Below are 14159 nucleotides of genomic sequence, written 5' to 3'. Positions count from 1 at the left end.
GTCAGGGGGGCGGGTGCAAGAATGGCGCTGATTCTAGCGCCATTAATTGAATAATTGTATGGAGGCCGGGCCCAAAGGCCGTGGTTCTCCCAATCAAGTCATATGCCCTGCGCGACGGCCATGGTGTTGAAAACCTTTTGCCTGGCCGTGCGCAAATAGACGGGTTTTTATCAGATAGGCTGGGTTAATCCCCTGACACGATCGATATTGAATTTGCTGGCAACCACGTCGGCATCAAAGGCACTGACTTTGTATTTTTTTCCGGTCAGGATCGTACCAAATGCATCGAGGTTTTTGCCGGTGATGCCGTTGCTAAGGGTCTTTTCCAGGCCCTTGGCCATTGATTCTTGTGTGGGGAATATCGCTTTACCGTAGTTGGGGTCGTAAAAAAACCAGCTCTTCGGGGTGATGCCGGTGGGGTCGATCTTCACGCCCGCAAGCATTCCATGGTTAGTGCTGCTGATCATCAGCGTCTTTGAGGAAGTGGCTTCGCTCAATTCTTTAATGATCGACTTATAAGAAATCGGGTTACCCACGGCACTGCTATGAAATCCCAGCTCGTTGCCGACGGTGGACTGCAGGCTTGAAAGGTTTCTGATGAATTTGGCTGAGTTTTCAGCTTCCGGGTTTGCCATGGCAAATACCAGGTTGTCGAGCAGCGTGTCTTCATTGCCTTCGAGCAGCGCCAGGCCCATGGCGGTGGAAAGGGCCGCACATTCACCGGCAATGTCAGGGCTGGTCTGGCTCAGGTAATACGTTTGCGGCATGCCTCGGGTGGTTCCACCGGCGGCGGTGACTTCACGCTGGAATATCTGTGCGCTGCGTTGGGTATGCGCCAACAAAAGTCTTTCTCGCTGGCGCACAAGACTGCCGATTTGCTCTGTTGAAAAGTTGGACGTTGCAATAAGGTCCTCGATTTCCTGTACTCCCATGGACGGCTTGTAGCCAGGAACTGTATCGGGGCTCAGGTGTTTGAAACCTTCCGGGAAGCTGGTTGGTTCCGAGTACTTAGCGTTGATGACGTTGGCTTCATATTGTGCCAGCGCATCCGGATCGCGTTGTGGCGAAGCGGGTCGCTCAAAAAAGCCAATGCCACCCTCCGGTGCAAAGCCTTCGATGGGGGTGCCGTAAGCCTTGCCGGAGGCTGCGTCCACGGGGTACCACTTCTCGTCGATGATTTTGGCCAGGGTTCGTGCACCACCACCGGCGGCATCCACCCCTTCGGCTCTTCCGATCCTGACCGCCGTGCTGACACCCACGCTCTGGACCAGGCCATTGCTTGTCGGTCGCAAGCCGCCAAACGACGGAATGGTGGAATAAAAGGGTTTCGCTGTCTTGCCTGCGCTGCCCAGCAACCCGACCAGATCATCTGTAGAGTGGCTGGCTTTTCTCAGCATGTTAAACAGGGTTTTGCTGGACTTGATGCTGTGGGCGAATGCACGAAGTGGTTGCGAAACAGGTATGGCGGTCGATACGCCGTCGATAATAAAACCGGTGAAGGCTTCTGCTATTTCACCATTGATCGCGTGCTTCAACGTGTTTGCAAACGGTACCAAGCTCAGCACCGCTGCCGCTCCGGTCTTCTGATAGCGCTCTGTTAATTCGACGGCACTTTCGCCACTAGCCTGTTGACGCAGGGTTTCCTCATCGTAGGCCAGATGTTTGGACGCGGCTGTCCTGGCCAGATCAAAACTTTTTCCGCCGAGGAAGGAGAGGTCGGGTGTCTTGTCGCTGGCGCCACGTTGCCACTTATCCGGCGTTGGTATGTGCTCGATCACCACCTCAGAAAATTCATTCTCGCGAGGGGGAGTCCCACTGTTGTAAGCCTCCCAATCAAACGGTTGCCGGATATTGTTCTCCACGTTACCCACGGCCCTGGTGTTGATACCTTCAGGCCACTCTGCTGGAAGATCGGTACGGATCTGGATTTTCCCTTGCTGTGGGAAGACTTCATAGTAGGTGACTTTTGACTGGTGTTCGGAGCGAATGATGAACCCTTGTCGACCTTTGCTGGCTTCTTTTTCGGCCTTGGGGATGAGGTGGGCATAGTGCGAGGTAACGGCTTTTCTCAACGCATAAAATTTCTGCTCGCCCCATTGCAGGCTGCTTCGGTGTTCCTCTGGAAGCTGCGAGAGCAGGTTTCGGACCACCGCGGTGTGGCCCTGCAGCAGGTCGGTGTAGTAGTTGTTGAATGTCTGGGTGAACAGCCACTCAATGCTATGAAGCCGATGGAGTTCCTTCTCGATGGGGGCCATGGAAAAGTCGGAACTGATTGATCGCCACATACCTGCCTGGAGTTTTCCCGACATATGCACGTCCAGCAGGCTGTAGAAATGGTTCTTGTCGGACTCCAGATTGTCCGGCGTGGCTTGCAGCACTTTGCGGGTAAAATCGATTTGATTGCCAAAGACCCGTTTAAGGTCATCCAGGGCAATCTGTTCGCGGTTTGGGAGGGGGGTGGCCAATTGTTGGCCCGCTCGGACCAGAGATGAGGGCTGATGTTGAAAATCCTGGTGTGCCTGCTGTATCTCGGACTCTGAATAGTTGTTATCGGCTCGCTTGTCGAGTCGACCGTTGGTAATCGCCCAGTCCACTAAGGCGTCTCTTAGAGCAATGGTGGCGAAGGTCTTGTCCTGCTCCGTGATCGGTGTCGTCGCGTCATAGTTCATCACTTGTTGATAATTCATAGTGGCGCTTGTGCCAGGCGCGGAGTGCTCGATGCGTGAGACAGCGGCGCTGAATGTGGCCCACTGATGGGTTCCATACAGCAACGAGTCAGGCAGGTCTTTGACTAGAAACTGTGGGGCGATACGGGACAGCATCAAGTAGCTGACTGTGCGGACGTTATCGGCCTTCAGATGTTGGTGGGTGCGCAGCAGGTAGAGGTCCAGTGCTTCGACGATGGCTTCTGGTGACTTGCGTAAATGATCAGGCGCATCAAGGGCAAAATCATTGCCGATCAAGTTGCGTGTGGTGGGGAGCTGAGGCATCACGGATAACACCAGTGCGCTAAGGACCAGTTCAGCGGCACTTGTCACTGTGGGCAAGACGCCGAGTTCGGCCTCCAGCTTTTTCCCTAGCTCAATGGCTTTGGGCTCCAACAGCAGTCGATACAACGCGTAGCGTGGCTCAGCGGTGATTTTCTTTGAGCACGACCGATTAGTGCCCATTACCCAGGCGGGATAAGTCTGGGCGTATAGGGGGGACTCGGTGCATGTTTCGGTTTGGGTGTAGGGCCCGAAGGTTTTTGTGGTTTGGGTGGTACTCCCAATCCTGGTTTGAACACCGGTCATTTTGGATAACGAGTCAAGCGTGTGTGCATCTGTCGTCGCAAGCCCCACCAGGTTCTCGATGAGTCCGCCCTTGGTTTTGTCCAGCCAGCCCTCGACAATCTCATTGATTCGTTGGCGCTGCTCCAGTGTCAGGGGCACCTCGCGCGACAACATTCCCCAATAGTCCCGGTGAGCGGGTTGTGGAGGGGGCGCGTAGGTGATTGCGTCGTAGAGATTCTGCAGCGCTTCTTTGTTTGTTGGGGCTATCCAGCCTTGGTGTTTGATAAACCAGTTCAAGCTGACGTGCGTCGGGTTGATGAGTTTAAGTTCGCGACCCATCGAAGAGTCTGGCGAGACTGCAAAGCGGGTCAGATCAAGATCCGGCATATCAGTGGAGGCGCTGTTCAGGGTTTTGCCCAAGGCATCCAGCAATGATTTTCGGTCGTCCAGGTTGGCGTGTTCCTCCGATTTTTCCTGCCTTAGGGGGCTCTGATTTTCAGGGCGTGCTTGCTGCAAACGCTGAATAGGCTGCACAGCTTGCGAATGCAGCAAAGGTGCTTGGGCGCGGGAGGTGTGATCGACGACGGCGGAAGTAGATGGCATGAACACTGATCTCTCGGATAAGAAGTAGGGAGGCTTCTGACAGGCGAAGTCTTCCCTGTGTGGTCCGAGAGTTCGGGTTGTTCCTACGGTTTAAAATGCATTTTATTTCACTGGTTTTAACGATATTGGCCGCGTGATCCATGTCAGGGCAGCCAGCCCGAAATCACTGTCGATCTATTCCAACACCGCTTTAGCGTTTTGCGTGCCTAGCGTGGCGCATTACGCGACCGTGTTATCAACGATTCACCCGTTTCGCCGGCAAGGCGATGACCAGGAAACTGCTGAGAATCAGGCAGCCGGCAAAGAACCACAAGGCGCCCGCGCTGCTGCCGGTGACGTCGATCGCCACCCCCATCAACGAGTTACTCACCAGGCCTGCGATATTCGCCAACGAGCACGCCAGGGCAAAACCTGTGGCTGCCGCAGTGCCTTTGAGAAAGGTCGCCGGCAGGCTGAAGAACACCGGCACTGCGCCGATGATTGCGGCCGAGGCAACCGCGAACAGGGCGACGGTGGCCGCGACGTTATGGGTGAAGAACGTGCTGGCGGCCATCGCCGCTGCGCCGATGAAAAACGGCACGATGATGTGCCAACGGCGTTCGCGGTGTTTGTCGGAGCTGGCGCCGATCAAGAGCATGCCCAGCAGCGCGGCCACGCTCGGCAGTGCGGTGAGCACGCCGATATGGAAGGTGTCGTTGACCCCGGCGTTGCGAATAAAGGTCGGCATCCAGAAACCCATGGCATAGGCGCTGAGCAGGATCGAGAAGTCGATACCGCCGAGCATCCACACTTTGAGGTTGAAGAAGCCGTCACGGAAGCTGTGCTTGCTGCCGGCGCCATCGGCGTCGTCCTTGCGCAGTTCGCTTTCCAGCAGGGCTTTTTCTTCATCCGACAGTCATTTGGCTTGTTGGTAGGTGTTGGGCAGTGCCCAGAAGGTCAGCACGCCGAGCAACACGCTGGGCACCGCTTCGATCAGGAACAACCACTGCCAGCCGCGCAGGCCACCCACGTGGTCGAAGTGGCCCATGATCCAGCCGGACAGCGGGCCGCCGATCACGCTGGACAGCGGCAGGCCGATCATGAACAGCGCAATGATGCGCCCGCGTCGATGGGTGGGAAACCAGGTGGTCAGGTAGTACAGCACGCCCGGCAGGAACCCGGCTTCGGCGGCGCCGAGCAAAAAACGCAGGATGTAGAACTGGGTCGTGGACGTAACCAGCATGGTGCAGGCCGAGAGCAGGCCCCAGGTGATCATGATGCGTGCGATCCAGATCTTCGCGCCGACCCGCTCCAGTACCAGGTTGCTCGGCACTTCAAAGATGATGTAGCCGACAAAGAACAGGCCAGCGCCGAGGCCGAACGCGGTTTCGCTGAAGTGCAGTTGGTCGAGCATCTGCAGCTTGGCGAAGCCGATGTTGATTCGGTCCAGGTACGCGGCCAGATAACAGAAGCACAGGAAGGGAATCAGCTTCCAAGTGATCTTGTGGTAAAGCGTGTTGACCGGGTCGGCGACTGTGTTCGCGGGCACTGGATTCGCACTGGGCATTGGGTGTCTCCTGGCGGTGACTTATGGTTTTTATACAGTCGGCAGTTGTTGTAGGCGCGAGCTGCGCGCTGGCGTACTGCTTGGTAATCACCGCTTCATGCGCCAGAGGCAACACCTCGGCGCAGAACGCTGCCAATGGGTTGCCTTCGACCATGTCTTTCATCACCGAGGCCTTCTTGACCTAGATCCCGCCCTCGACGAAGTGGCCGGGATGGTAGCGGATATTGGTGTGCACCACCGCAACTCTGCGAGCCAACCCCGGCACTCACTGATTAAACGCGGTTAAAAAAGTGTGGGAGGGGGGCTTGTCCCACGATTGCAGTGGGTCAGCTGAAGATTGGCTTTTTTCGGTCCGTTCTATGACCGACAAGTTCTGTAATAAAAACGCCATTGCGCTGGGGATTAAATTGCCGACGAGCTATTTTGGTGCATCTCAACAACCCGAGTAGCCATGGATGAAATACCAACCCTTCAGCCGTACCTTGATTGCCACTGCCCTGGTGTTGACGGTCAGTGGTGTACAAGCTGCTTCCCAAGCTCCGGTGGCCGGTGAAAATGGCATGGTGGTGACGGCTCAGCATTTGGCAACTCATGTGGGCGTGGATGTGCTCAAGGCCGGGGGCAACGCGGTGGATGCGGCCGTGGCCGTAGGCTATGCGCTGGCGGTGGTGTACCCGGCGGCGGGCAACCTGGGCGGCGGCGGTTTCATGACTGTGCAACTGGCGGACGGGCGCAAGACCTTCCTCGACTTCCGCGAAAAAGCCCCGCTGGCGGCTACTGCCAATATGTACCTGGACACGGACGGCAACGTCATCGAAGGCCTCAGCGCCAAGGGTCACCTGGCTGTCGGCGTGCCGGGGACCGTGTCGGGTATGGAACTGGCCTTGAGCAAGTACGGCACCCTCAAGCGCGCCCAGGTGATTGCCCCGGCGATCAAGCTGGCAGAAAACGGTTTCGCCCTGGAACAAGGCGACATCGACCTGCTGCACACCGCAACCGGCGAGTTCGAAAAAGACAAGGACCTGCGCGCCATCTTCCTGCACAACGGCCAGCCGATGCAGGTCGGACAGAAACTGGTGCAGAAAGACCTGGCCAAGACCCTGAAGGAAATCTCCGCCAAAGGTTCGGACGGTTTCTATAAAGGTTGGGTCGCCAAGGCCCTGGTAGATTCCAGCCAGGCAGGCAAAGGCATCATCACCCAGGCCGACCTCGACAAGTACAAGACCCGCGAACTGGCGCCCATCGAGTGCGACTACCGGGGTTACCACGTCGTTTCCGCGCCGCCGCCGAGCTCGGGCGGTGTAGTGATCTGCCAGATCATGAACATCCTCGAAGGCTACCCGATGGCCGACCTGGGCTATCACTCGGCCCAAGGCCTGCACTACCAGATCGAAGCCATGCGCCACGCCTATGTGGACCGCAACAGCTACCTCGGCGACCCGGATTTCGTGAAGAACCCGATCGAGCATCTGCTGGATAAAAACTACGCCGCCAAGCTGCGTGATGCTATCGAGCCGCAAAAGGCCGGTGATTCCCAGGCGATCAAACCGGGTGTCTCGCCCCATGAAGGCAATAACACCACCCACTACTCCATCGTCGACAAATGGGGCAATGCGGTGTCCGTCACTTACACCCTCAACGACTGGTTCGGCGCGGGCGTGATGGCGAGCAAGACCGGGGTGATTCTCAACGATGAAATGGACGACTTCACCGTCAAGGTCGGCGTGCCGAACATGTACGGGCTGGTGCAGGGTGAAGCCAACGCCATCGCCCCGGGCAAGGCGCCGTTGTCGTCAATGAGCCCAACCATCGTGACCAAGGATGGCAAGGCCGTCATGGTGGTGGGCACGCCGGGTGGCAGCCGCATCATCACCGCGACCCTGCTGACCATTTTGAACGTGATCGACTACAAGATGAACATCCAGGAAGCCGTGGATGCGCCGCGTTTCCACCAGCAGTGGATGCCGGAAACCACCAACCTTGAGACCTTTGCGGTCAGCCCGGATACCCAGAAGCTTCTGGAAAGCTGGGGCCATAAGTTTGCAGGGCCGCAGGATGCCAACCACTTGGCGGCGATCCTGGTAGGCGCGCCTTCCCTGGGTGGCAAGCCGGTGGGTAACAATCGCTTCTACGGGGCTAACGACCCGCGTCGTAATACTGGGCTTTCCCTGGGCTACTAAACGCCTCGGTTCCCAATAAAAAACACCGCGGTCTGCCAGGCAGATCGCGGTGTTTGTTTTTGGGCGGCTTCGCCACCCTGTTCGGGCGATGCGACGATTCGACAAGCTCGCTCACTGCAACAGCTGTTTTACCGCAGCAAACGCGGCTTTGCAGCGTTCCTCCCAATTCCCGCGAATCACCACCACCGGCTGCTGATGCTGGTGCATCCAGTCCAGGCTTTGCTGGAAAAACGCGCGACGATCCTCCAGCTCCGGCTGGCAGCGTTGGCCATCGGCCGTCCACTCGACATCTTCGGGGGAGAGCAACAGGTGCAGGTCGTAATGACGTGCCAACAACTCATCGTCGAGCCACGCCGGGTAGTCGCCGAACAGGGTCTGGCTCCACAGCTTGTTGGTGAGCAGATGGGTGTCGAGAACCAGTAGGCGAGGTTGTTCGGCGCGGGCCGCGTCTTCCCAGGCCAGTTGGCCGTGGGCGATGGCCGGGATATCCGCCAGGCAGGTATCGCGCTGATGGTGATCAATGAAATAGCGCACATACTCGCCGACCATCAACCCACCAAAGTGCGCGTGCAACTGCGCTGCGAGCCAGCTTTTGCCGCTGGATTCGGGCCCCGCCAAAACCACTACTTTCATGTGCGCAACGCCGGATCGGCGCGCCATTCACGCCAGCCCTGCACGGCGATCACGGTGAACAAGGCATAGAGCCCGGCGGTGAGGTACAGGCCTTTATAGAGGAACAGCCCGACGAAGATCACATCTACGGCAATCCACAACGGCCAGCATTGCACGCGTTTCTGCGCCATCCACATTTGCGCCACCAGGCTGAAGCCGGTGAGGGCCGCGTCGAGCCAGGGTTGCGCAGCATCGGTCCAGTGGGCCATGGCGGCACCGAGCAGCAGGCTGCCCACCGCGCCGATCGCGAGGCTGGTCATGATTGCCGGCACCCCCAGGCTCGTGACCTGGCGGCCTTGCTTGACCTCGCCCGCGCGGGTCCACTGCCACCAGCCATAGACTTGCAGCGCGGCGTAGACCACCTGCAGCAGCATGTCGGAATAGAGTTTTACGTCGTAGAACACCCAGGTGTACAGCAACACCATCACCAGCCCGATGGGCCAGCACCATGGGTTTTGCTTGACCGTCAGCCAGACAGCGATCACCCCCAGGGCAGCGGCGAACAGTTCAAGCCCGGACATGGCGGTTCCTTGGGGGAGTGGGAGAGGGCGGGGATTGTAACCACAGGCCAGCAATCTTCAAAACACAGTAGGGCAAATGTAGGAGGGGGCTTGCCCCCGATAGCGAAAGGTCAGTTGCACCTATGCAGACTGATATATCGCCATCGGGGGCAAGCCCCCCCCTACATTTGGAGCAGTGTTAGACCTTGAACTGGCGCAAGAGGCCGTCGAGCTGCTCGCTCAACCCGCGCAAATGCGCGCTGGCCACACTGGACTGTTCCGCTGCCAGTGCCGTGCTGTGGGACAAGCCCGCCGCCTGGGTGACGTTCTGGTTGATGTCTTCCACCACATGGGCCTGTTGCAGGGTGGCACTGGCGATGGACGCGTTCAGGCCGTTGAGGTTGTGCAATGCTTGCCCAATCGCAGTGAGGCTGGCACCGGCCTGACCTGCCTGCTCAATGGTCAGTTGGGAGGCGCTGTGGCTGTCGCTGATCACCTTGACCGCCGCTTCCGAGTGTCCTTGCAGGCGCTCGATCATCACCTGGATTTCGGCGGTGGACTTTTGCGTGCGTTGGGCGAGCAGCCGCACTTCGTCGGCCACCACCGCAAACCCTCGGCCTTGCTCCCCGGCGCGAGCCGCTTCGATGGCAGCGTTCAGGGCCAGCAGGTTGGTTTGGTCGGCGATGGAGCGGATCACTTCCAGCACGCCACCGATCTGGGTGCTTTCGCTGGACAGCGTGCGGATCACTTCCACCGCCTGGCTGATGGTGTTGGAGAGTTGGTCGATCTGTTGCAGGCTGCTGTCGATATTGACCTGGCCTTGGTGCGCCTGGGCCTGGGCATCGCGCATTTCGCTGGCGGCATGTTCCGCGTTCTTGGCCACGTCCTGCACGCCGTAGGTGACTTCGTTGATGGCAGTGGCCACCAGCTCCATCTGCTGCGACTGCTGCTGGCTGCGGTCATGGGCCGAGCTGGCGTTGTTGCCCAGGTCGGTAGAGGACTGGCCCAGGGCGTTCGCGCACACCTGCAACTGGCTTACCACCTGACGCAGCTTGGCGGTGAAACTGTTGAAGTGCTGGGACAGTTGGGTGATTTCGTCACGGCCGTGGGTATCGAGGCTGCGGGTCAGGTCGCTTTCACCGCTGGCGATATTGCCCATGGCATTCACCGCCGCCTGCAACGGGCGCACGATGCTGCGCACAATCAGCGACACCAGCAGGCCCATCACCAGCGCAATGCCCAGGCCGATCATGGAGGCTTTCCACACTTGGCCGCTGAACTCGGCCTGCACGTCGTCCACATAGACGCCGGAGCCGATAATCCAGCCCCAGGGTTCGAACAGCTGGATATAGGAAGTCTTGGCCACGGGGGCCTGTGCGCCGGGCTTGGGCCAGCGATAGTTGACGATCCCGGCGCCCTTGGCTTTTGCCAGGCTGACGAACTCGTTGAACACAGCAAACCCATCGGGATCGCGGATAGCCGAAAGGTTCTGGCCATCGAGCTTGGGGTTGGCCGGGTGCATGATCATCACGGGCGTGAGGTCGTTGATCCAGAAATAGTCGTCATGGTCGTAACGCAACCCCCGCACCGCGCTCAGAGCTTGTTTCTGGGCGGCGTCACGGGTCATCACACCGGTGGTTTCCAGGCCGTGATAGAACGTCAGGATCCCGCTGGCGGTCTGGACCACGTGTTGGGTCTGTTGACGTTTGGCTTGGTAAAGGTCGTCATGGATCTGCTTGAGCATCAGCAAACCCAGGGCCAGCAGCATCAGCAGGGCGACTATCAGGATCAGCCATAGGCGTCGGCTGATCGACATATTGCGCAAACTGTTCATCGTCCTGTCACTCCGGGCTTTTTATAATTGTGGGCGTCGCATCGACTTTTACGCCTTGTCTGATAGGCTTTCGGCCCGTAATCGAAAAACCTGAGTACTGCCTGATTTTCACAGAATTTTTGCAGACTGGTGTTGATCATCATCAACACTGGGCCTTCAGCGCGCTCGTCGTCAGTGAACCATTAAAAAAGAGTAACAAGGCGTGCCATAGCGCATGACCTTTGGGGGAAGCATGGATTTTTGGACCGCCATTCAGGCATTGATTCTCGGCGTAGTGGAGGGGTTGACGGAGTTCCTGCCGATCTCCAGTACCGGCCACCAGATCATCGTTGCCGACTTGCTCGATTTCGGCGGTGAACGTGCGATGGCCTTCAACATCATTATTCAGCTCGGCGCCATTTTGGCGGTGGTCTGGGAGTTTCGGCGCAAGATTCTCGACGTTGTCACCGGCTTGCCAACCCAGCGCAATGCGCAGCGTTTCACGATCAACCTGCTGATTGCGTTCCTGCCGGCCGTGGTCCTTGGGGTGATTTTCGCCGACTTGATTCACCACTACCTGTTCAACCCGATCACTGTCGCCACAGCGCTGGTGGTGGGCGGCGTCATCATGCTGTGGGCCGAGCGCCGCGAGCATGAAGTGCATGCCGAGACCGTCGACGACATCACCTGGAAAGATGCACTCAAGGTAGGCTTTGCCCAGTGCCTGGCGATGATCCCGGGCACTTCGCGCTCCGGCTCGACCATCATCGGCGGCCTGCTGTTCGGCCTGTCGCGCAAGACCGCTACCGAGTTCTCGTTCTTTCTGGCCATGCCGACCATGGTCGGTGCTGCGGTGTACTCGGGCTACAAGTACCGCGACCTGTTTCAGCCAGCGGACCTGCCGGTTTTTGCCATTGGGTTTATCACTTCGTTCATCTTCGCGATGATCGCGGTCAAGGGCCTGCTCAAGTTCATCGCCAGCCATAGCTACGCGGCGTTTGCCTGGTACCGCATCGGGTTTGGCCTACTGATCCTGGCGACTTGGCAGTTCGGTTGGATCGACTGGGCGGCGGCAACGGCATGATCATCCAGCACCCGCGCCTGAAGGCGGCGATCTTTGTGCTGCTGTGCGCCGCGCCGCTGTTGGGGTCGGTGCTGGTGTGGCAGCGCGGCGAAACCGTGATCCCGCTGGTGGCCTATGGCGTGGTCAGCGTGATCGCGTTTTTCCTGTACTGGAGTGATAAACGCAAGGCGCGCACCGACAGCTGGCGCACCCCGGAAAACATCCTGCACGCCGTTGAGTTGGCCGGCGGTTGGCCCGGGGCGTTGATTGCTCAGCAGGTGTTCCGGCACAAGACGCGCAAGGTGTCTTTCCAGGTGCTGTTCTGGGTGATTGTGCTGTTGCACCAAGTGTTCTGGTTGGACCAGTTGTTCCTTGGCGGCACGTTACTGTCAGTCCTCTAGCAACAAACCAATCTGCGTGCGCTTGGGTAGCTTGCTCACCACCAGTTGGTGGGAGCGCTGCAACAAGCCACGCAGTTCCTCGGCGCCCAGCGGGTAGGGCGTGTTCATGATGATCCACTGCGCACGCGCCAGGTATGGCGCGGGGTGGATACCGGGGCGGTCCACGTGGCCGAGAAACAGTTCCTTGTCGACCTTGAACGCCAACGAGTCGCCGCGCAGGTTTTGCAGGGCGAACATCTTGTTGCCGGCAATCGAGAACACTCGCACGCCGCCCCATTTGTAGTCCTCCCGCGCGCCGGGCAGGCTCAGGCAAAAGGTGGCGACTTGCGCTTCGGTCATCTTCATAGCAGGCGGTCTCCGCAGCTTTTAAAGCCTTCTTCCAGGTAATCGATCCAGGCACGAATGGCCGGCAGCACACCGCGCCGGTGTGGGTAGACGGCCTGCAACCAACCGCCGGGCAGTGACCATTCCGGCAGCAGTTGCACCAAGTGGCCGTTGGCCAATTCTTCCTCGCAGTACATCATTGGCAGCACGGTAAAGCCCAGGCCCATGATGGCGCTGGCCTTGCGCACGTTGAAGTCATCAACGCCCAGACGTGCTTCCATGATCAGGTCGTGGGGGTTGCCCTGGGGATCGAGGATGCGCTGGTGCACCATCCGGTCCGCCTCCAATGCGCCGAGTATCGGCAGCTGCTTGAGGTCATCAAGGGTGCTGATAGATCGGCCATGCATGAAGTTCGGGCTGGCAACCAGGACGGTCTGGGCCGGGCGTAGGCGCTTGGTGACCAGCAGCGGGTCTTCATCGCCTTGCTCACGCACTCGCAGCGCCACATCGATGCCTTCGGCCACGAGGTCGACTCGGCGGTTGACCAGGGTCATTTCCAACTGCACCTGAGGATGTGCTGCCAGAAACCCGGCGACCACGTCCGGCATCATGTTCTGTGCCAGCCCCACCGGGCACGTCACCCGCAGACGTCCACGGGGTTCGCTGGACATGCTGGCCACGGCCTCATCGGCCATCTCGGCTTCCAGCAGCATCGCTTGGCAGTGGCGCAGGTAGCGTTCGCCGACGGCGGTGAGGGTCAGTTGGCGCGTGGTGCGTTGTAGCAGGCGTGCGCCCAGGCGCTCTTCGAGCTCGGCAATGCGCCGCGACAACCGTGACTTGGGGATGCCCAGCAGCCGACCGGCGGCTGCGAAACCGCCGGCTTCGACGACTTTGGCAAAATAATAGAGGTCGTTGAGATCTTGCATGGTGAGCCTATTGTCCTGTCAGTGGGACAAACTATCGCATTACAGGCAGCTTATCGACTATTCGTTTCATGCGTAGCATCACCGCCATCTGATCGCCCTAGTCGATCCCACCTCGGAGATCCATCATGAAACTGTTGCATATCGATTCCAGCATCCTCGGCGACAACTCGGCTTCCCGTCAGCTCAGCGCTGGTGTGGTTAAAGCCTGGCAAGCGGCTGAGCCGAGTGTGGAAGTGACTTACCGCGACCTGGCCAGCGACGCCATCAACCACTTCTCCGGCGCCACCCTGGGTGCGTTGGGCACGGCCGCTGAACTGCGCGACGCTGCGCAAAAACACGAAGCTGAACTGAGCGCTTCGTCCCTGGCTGAATTCCTCGCTGCCGACGCCATTGTGGTCGGTGCGCCGATGTACAACTTCACTATCCCGACCCAACTGAAAGCCTGGATCGACCGTATCGCGGTCGCTGGTCAGACTTTCCGTTACACCGAAGCCGGTCCGGAAGGCCTTTGCGGCAACAAGAAAGTCATCATCGTTTCCACTGCCGGCGGCCTGCATGCCGGTCAAGCGTCGGGCGCTGCCCATGAAGGCTACCTGAAACTGCTGTTCGGCTTCCTCGGCATCACCAACATCGAAATCGTGCGGGCCGAAGGCCTGGCCTATGGTGATGAAGTGCGCAGCAAGTCCCTGAGCGACGCTAACGTACTGATCAACGAACAATTGTTCGCTGCCGCGTAAGGCTTTAGTAAATATCGCTCCTCTCGGTTTCAATCTGAAGCCGAGTGTCTAAACTCTGTATTCTGATCGCCTGAACGCGACCGGAGTACGGAGTTTTTTCGTTTTCCCGCTGTCTTCTTTGA

Annotated in this window: 10 protein-coding genes and 2 pseudogenes; 4 read left to right on the top strand and 8 right to left on the bottom strand. The window is 58.7% G+C overall.

The genetic code is table 11. The features are described from left to right. Positions 1–170 precede the first annotated feature (170 nt). From ACKZ62_RS16225 to ACKZ62_RS16215, 3 genes and pseudogenes are all read right to left on the bottom strand, one after another. A complete protein-coding gene (locus ACKZ62_RS16225) occupies positions 171–3875 on the bottom strand; it encodes an Mcf1 protease effector domain-containing protein (RefSeq protein ID WP_447095515.1) in 3705 nt (1234 codons plus the stop codon). 235 nt (positions 3876–4110) lie between these two features. Beyond that, positions 4111–5421: pseudogene (locus ACKZ62_RS16220) on the bottom strand (MFS transporter). 22 nt (positions 5422–5443) lie between these two features. Further along, a pseudogene (locus ACKZ62_RS16215) lies at positions 5444–5659 on the bottom strand (isochorismatase); the annotation flags it as partial. 217 nt (positions 5660–5876) lie between these two features. Here ACKZ62_RS16215 and ggt point away from each other — a divergent pair. Continuing rightward, a complete protein-coding gene (gene ggt, locus ACKZ62_RS16210) occupies positions 5877–7601 on the top strand; it encodes a gamma-glutamyltransferase (protein ID WP_447095514.1) in 1725 nt (574 codons plus the stop codon). A gap of 111 nt (positions 7602–7712) precedes the next feature. Here ggt and ACKZ62_RS16205 read toward each other — a convergent pair whose 3' ends face one another. From ACKZ62_RS16205 to ACKZ62_RS16195, 3 genes are all read right to left on the bottom strand, one after another. Further along, positions 7713–8234 carry an AAA family ATPase gene (locus ACKZ62_RS16205; protein WP_032891135.1) on the bottom strand — a complete coding sequence of 174 codons (522 nt, stop codon included), beginning with the start codon at positions 8232–8234 and terminating at the stop codon, positions 7713–7715. Next, entirely contained in the window at positions 8231–8794 is a 564-nt protein-coding gene (gene pnuC / locus ACKZ62_RS16200; protein WP_032891136.1) for a nicotinamide riboside transporter PnuC, read from the bottom strand. Before pnuC ends, ACKZ62_RS16205 begins: the two co-directional genes overlap by 4 nt. A gap of 178 nt (positions 8795–8972) precedes the next feature. Then, the gene (locus ACKZ62_RS16195; protein ID WP_339484189.1) at positions 8973–10607 is read right to left on the bottom strand and encodes a methyl-accepting chemotaxis protein; all 1635 of its coding nucleotides are present in this window, start codon (positions 10605–10607) and stop codon (positions 8973–8975) included. A 232-nt stretch (positions 10608–10839) separates the two neighbouring features. On the opposite strand from ACKZ62_RS16195, the gene ACKZ62_RS16190 reads away from it, so the two are divergent. Both ACKZ62_RS16190 and ACKZ62_RS16185 read left to right on the top strand, forming a co-directional pair. Beyond that, positions 10840–11670 carry an undecaprenyl-diphosphate phosphatase gene (locus ACKZ62_RS16190; RefSeq protein ID WP_032891138.1) on the top strand — a complete coding sequence of 277 codons (831 nt, stop codon included), beginning with the start codon at positions 10840–10842 and terminating at the stop codon, positions 11668–11670. Beyond that, positions 11667–12050, top strand: coding sequence for a DUF1294 domain-containing protein (locus tag ACKZ62_RS16185; RefSeq protein WP_032891498.1), 384 nt, complete (start codon positions 11667–11669; stop codon positions 12048–12050). Before ACKZ62_RS16190 ends, ACKZ62_RS16185 begins: the two co-directional genes overlap by 4 nt. On the opposite strand, the gene ACKZ62_RS16180 is transcribed toward ACKZ62_RS16185, so the two are convergent. Together ACKZ62_RS16180 and ACKZ62_RS16175 are read right to left on the bottom strand one after the other, a co-directional pair. Then, the gene (locus ACKZ62_RS16180) at positions 12039–12395 is read right to left on the bottom strand and encodes an MmcQ/YjbR family DNA-binding protein (RefSeq protein ID WP_012723994.1); all 357 of its coding nucleotides are present in this window, start codon (positions 12393–12395) and stop codon (positions 12039–12041) included. The two genes, ACKZ62_RS16185 and ACKZ62_RS16180, sit on opposite strands and share 12 nt — an antisense overlap. Next, the gene (locus tag ACKZ62_RS16175) at positions 12392–13300 is read right to left on the bottom strand and encodes a LysR substrate-binding domain-containing protein (RefSeq protein WP_122754008.1); all 909 of its coding nucleotides are present in this window, start codon (positions 13298–13300) and stop codon (positions 12392–12394) included. Before ACKZ62_RS16175 ends, ACKZ62_RS16180 begins: the two co-directional genes overlap by 4 nt. A 125-nt stretch (positions 13301–13425) precedes the next feature. On the opposite strand from ACKZ62_RS16175, the gene ACKZ62_RS16170 reads away from it, so the two are divergent. Further along, positions 13426–14037, top strand: a complete 612-nt coding sequence (locus ACKZ62_RS16170; RefSeq protein WP_032891140.1) for an FMN-dependent NADH-azoreductase — start codon at positions 13426–13428, stop codon at positions 14035–14037. The last annotated feature ends 122 nt before the right edge of the window (positions 14038–14159 follow it).

The sequence above is a fragment of the Pseudomonas sivasensis genome, assembly GCF_052938085.1.
Note: the sequence above shows the minus strand (reverse complement) of the source record. Positions and strands in the feature narration are given on the sequence as shown.

Excerpts from the sequence above, each read along its gene's own strand:
- ACKZ62_RS16185 (WP_032891498.1), top strand. The coding sequence starts at position 11,667 with ATGATCATCCAGCACCCGCGCCTGAAGGCGGCGATCTTTGTGCTGCTG.
- ACKZ62_RS16190 (WP_032891138.1), top strand. The coding sequence starts at position 10,840 with ATGGATTTTTGGACCGCCATTCAGGCATTGATTCTCGGCGTAGTGGAG.
- ACKZ62_RS16225 (WP_447095515.1), bottom strand. The coding sequence starts at position 3,875 with ATGCCATCTACTTCCGCCGTCGTCGATCACACCTCCCGCGCCCAAGCA.
- ACKZ62_RS16195 (WP_339484189.1), bottom strand. The coding sequence starts at position 10,607 with ATGAACAGTTTGCGCAATATGTCGATCAGCCGACGCCTATGGCTGATC.
- ACKZ62_RS16170 (WP_032891140.1), top strand. The coding sequence starts at position 13,426 with ATGAAACTGTTGCATATCGATTCCAGCATCCTCGGCGACAACTCGGCT.
- ACKZ62_RS16205 (WP_032891135.1), bottom strand. The coding sequence starts at position 8,234 with ATGAAAGTAGTGGTTTTGGCGGGGCCCGAATCCAGCGGCAAAAGCTGG.
- pnuC (WP_032891136.1), bottom strand. The coding sequence starts at position 8,794 with ATGTCCGGGCTTGAACTGTTCGCCGCTGCCCTGGGGGTGATCGCTGTC.
- ACKZ62_RS16175 (WP_122754008.1), bottom strand. The coding sequence starts at position 13,300 with ATGCAAGATCTCAACGACCTCTATTATTTTGCCAAAGTCGTCGAAGCC.
- ACKZ62_RS16180 (WP_012723994.1), bottom strand. The coding sequence starts at position 12,395 with ATGAAGATGACCGAAGCGCAAGTCGCCACCTTTTGCCTGAGCCTGCCC.
- ggt (WP_447095514.1), top strand. The coding sequence starts at position 5,877 with ATGAAATACCAACCCTTCAGCCGTACCTTGATTGCCACTGCCCTGGTG.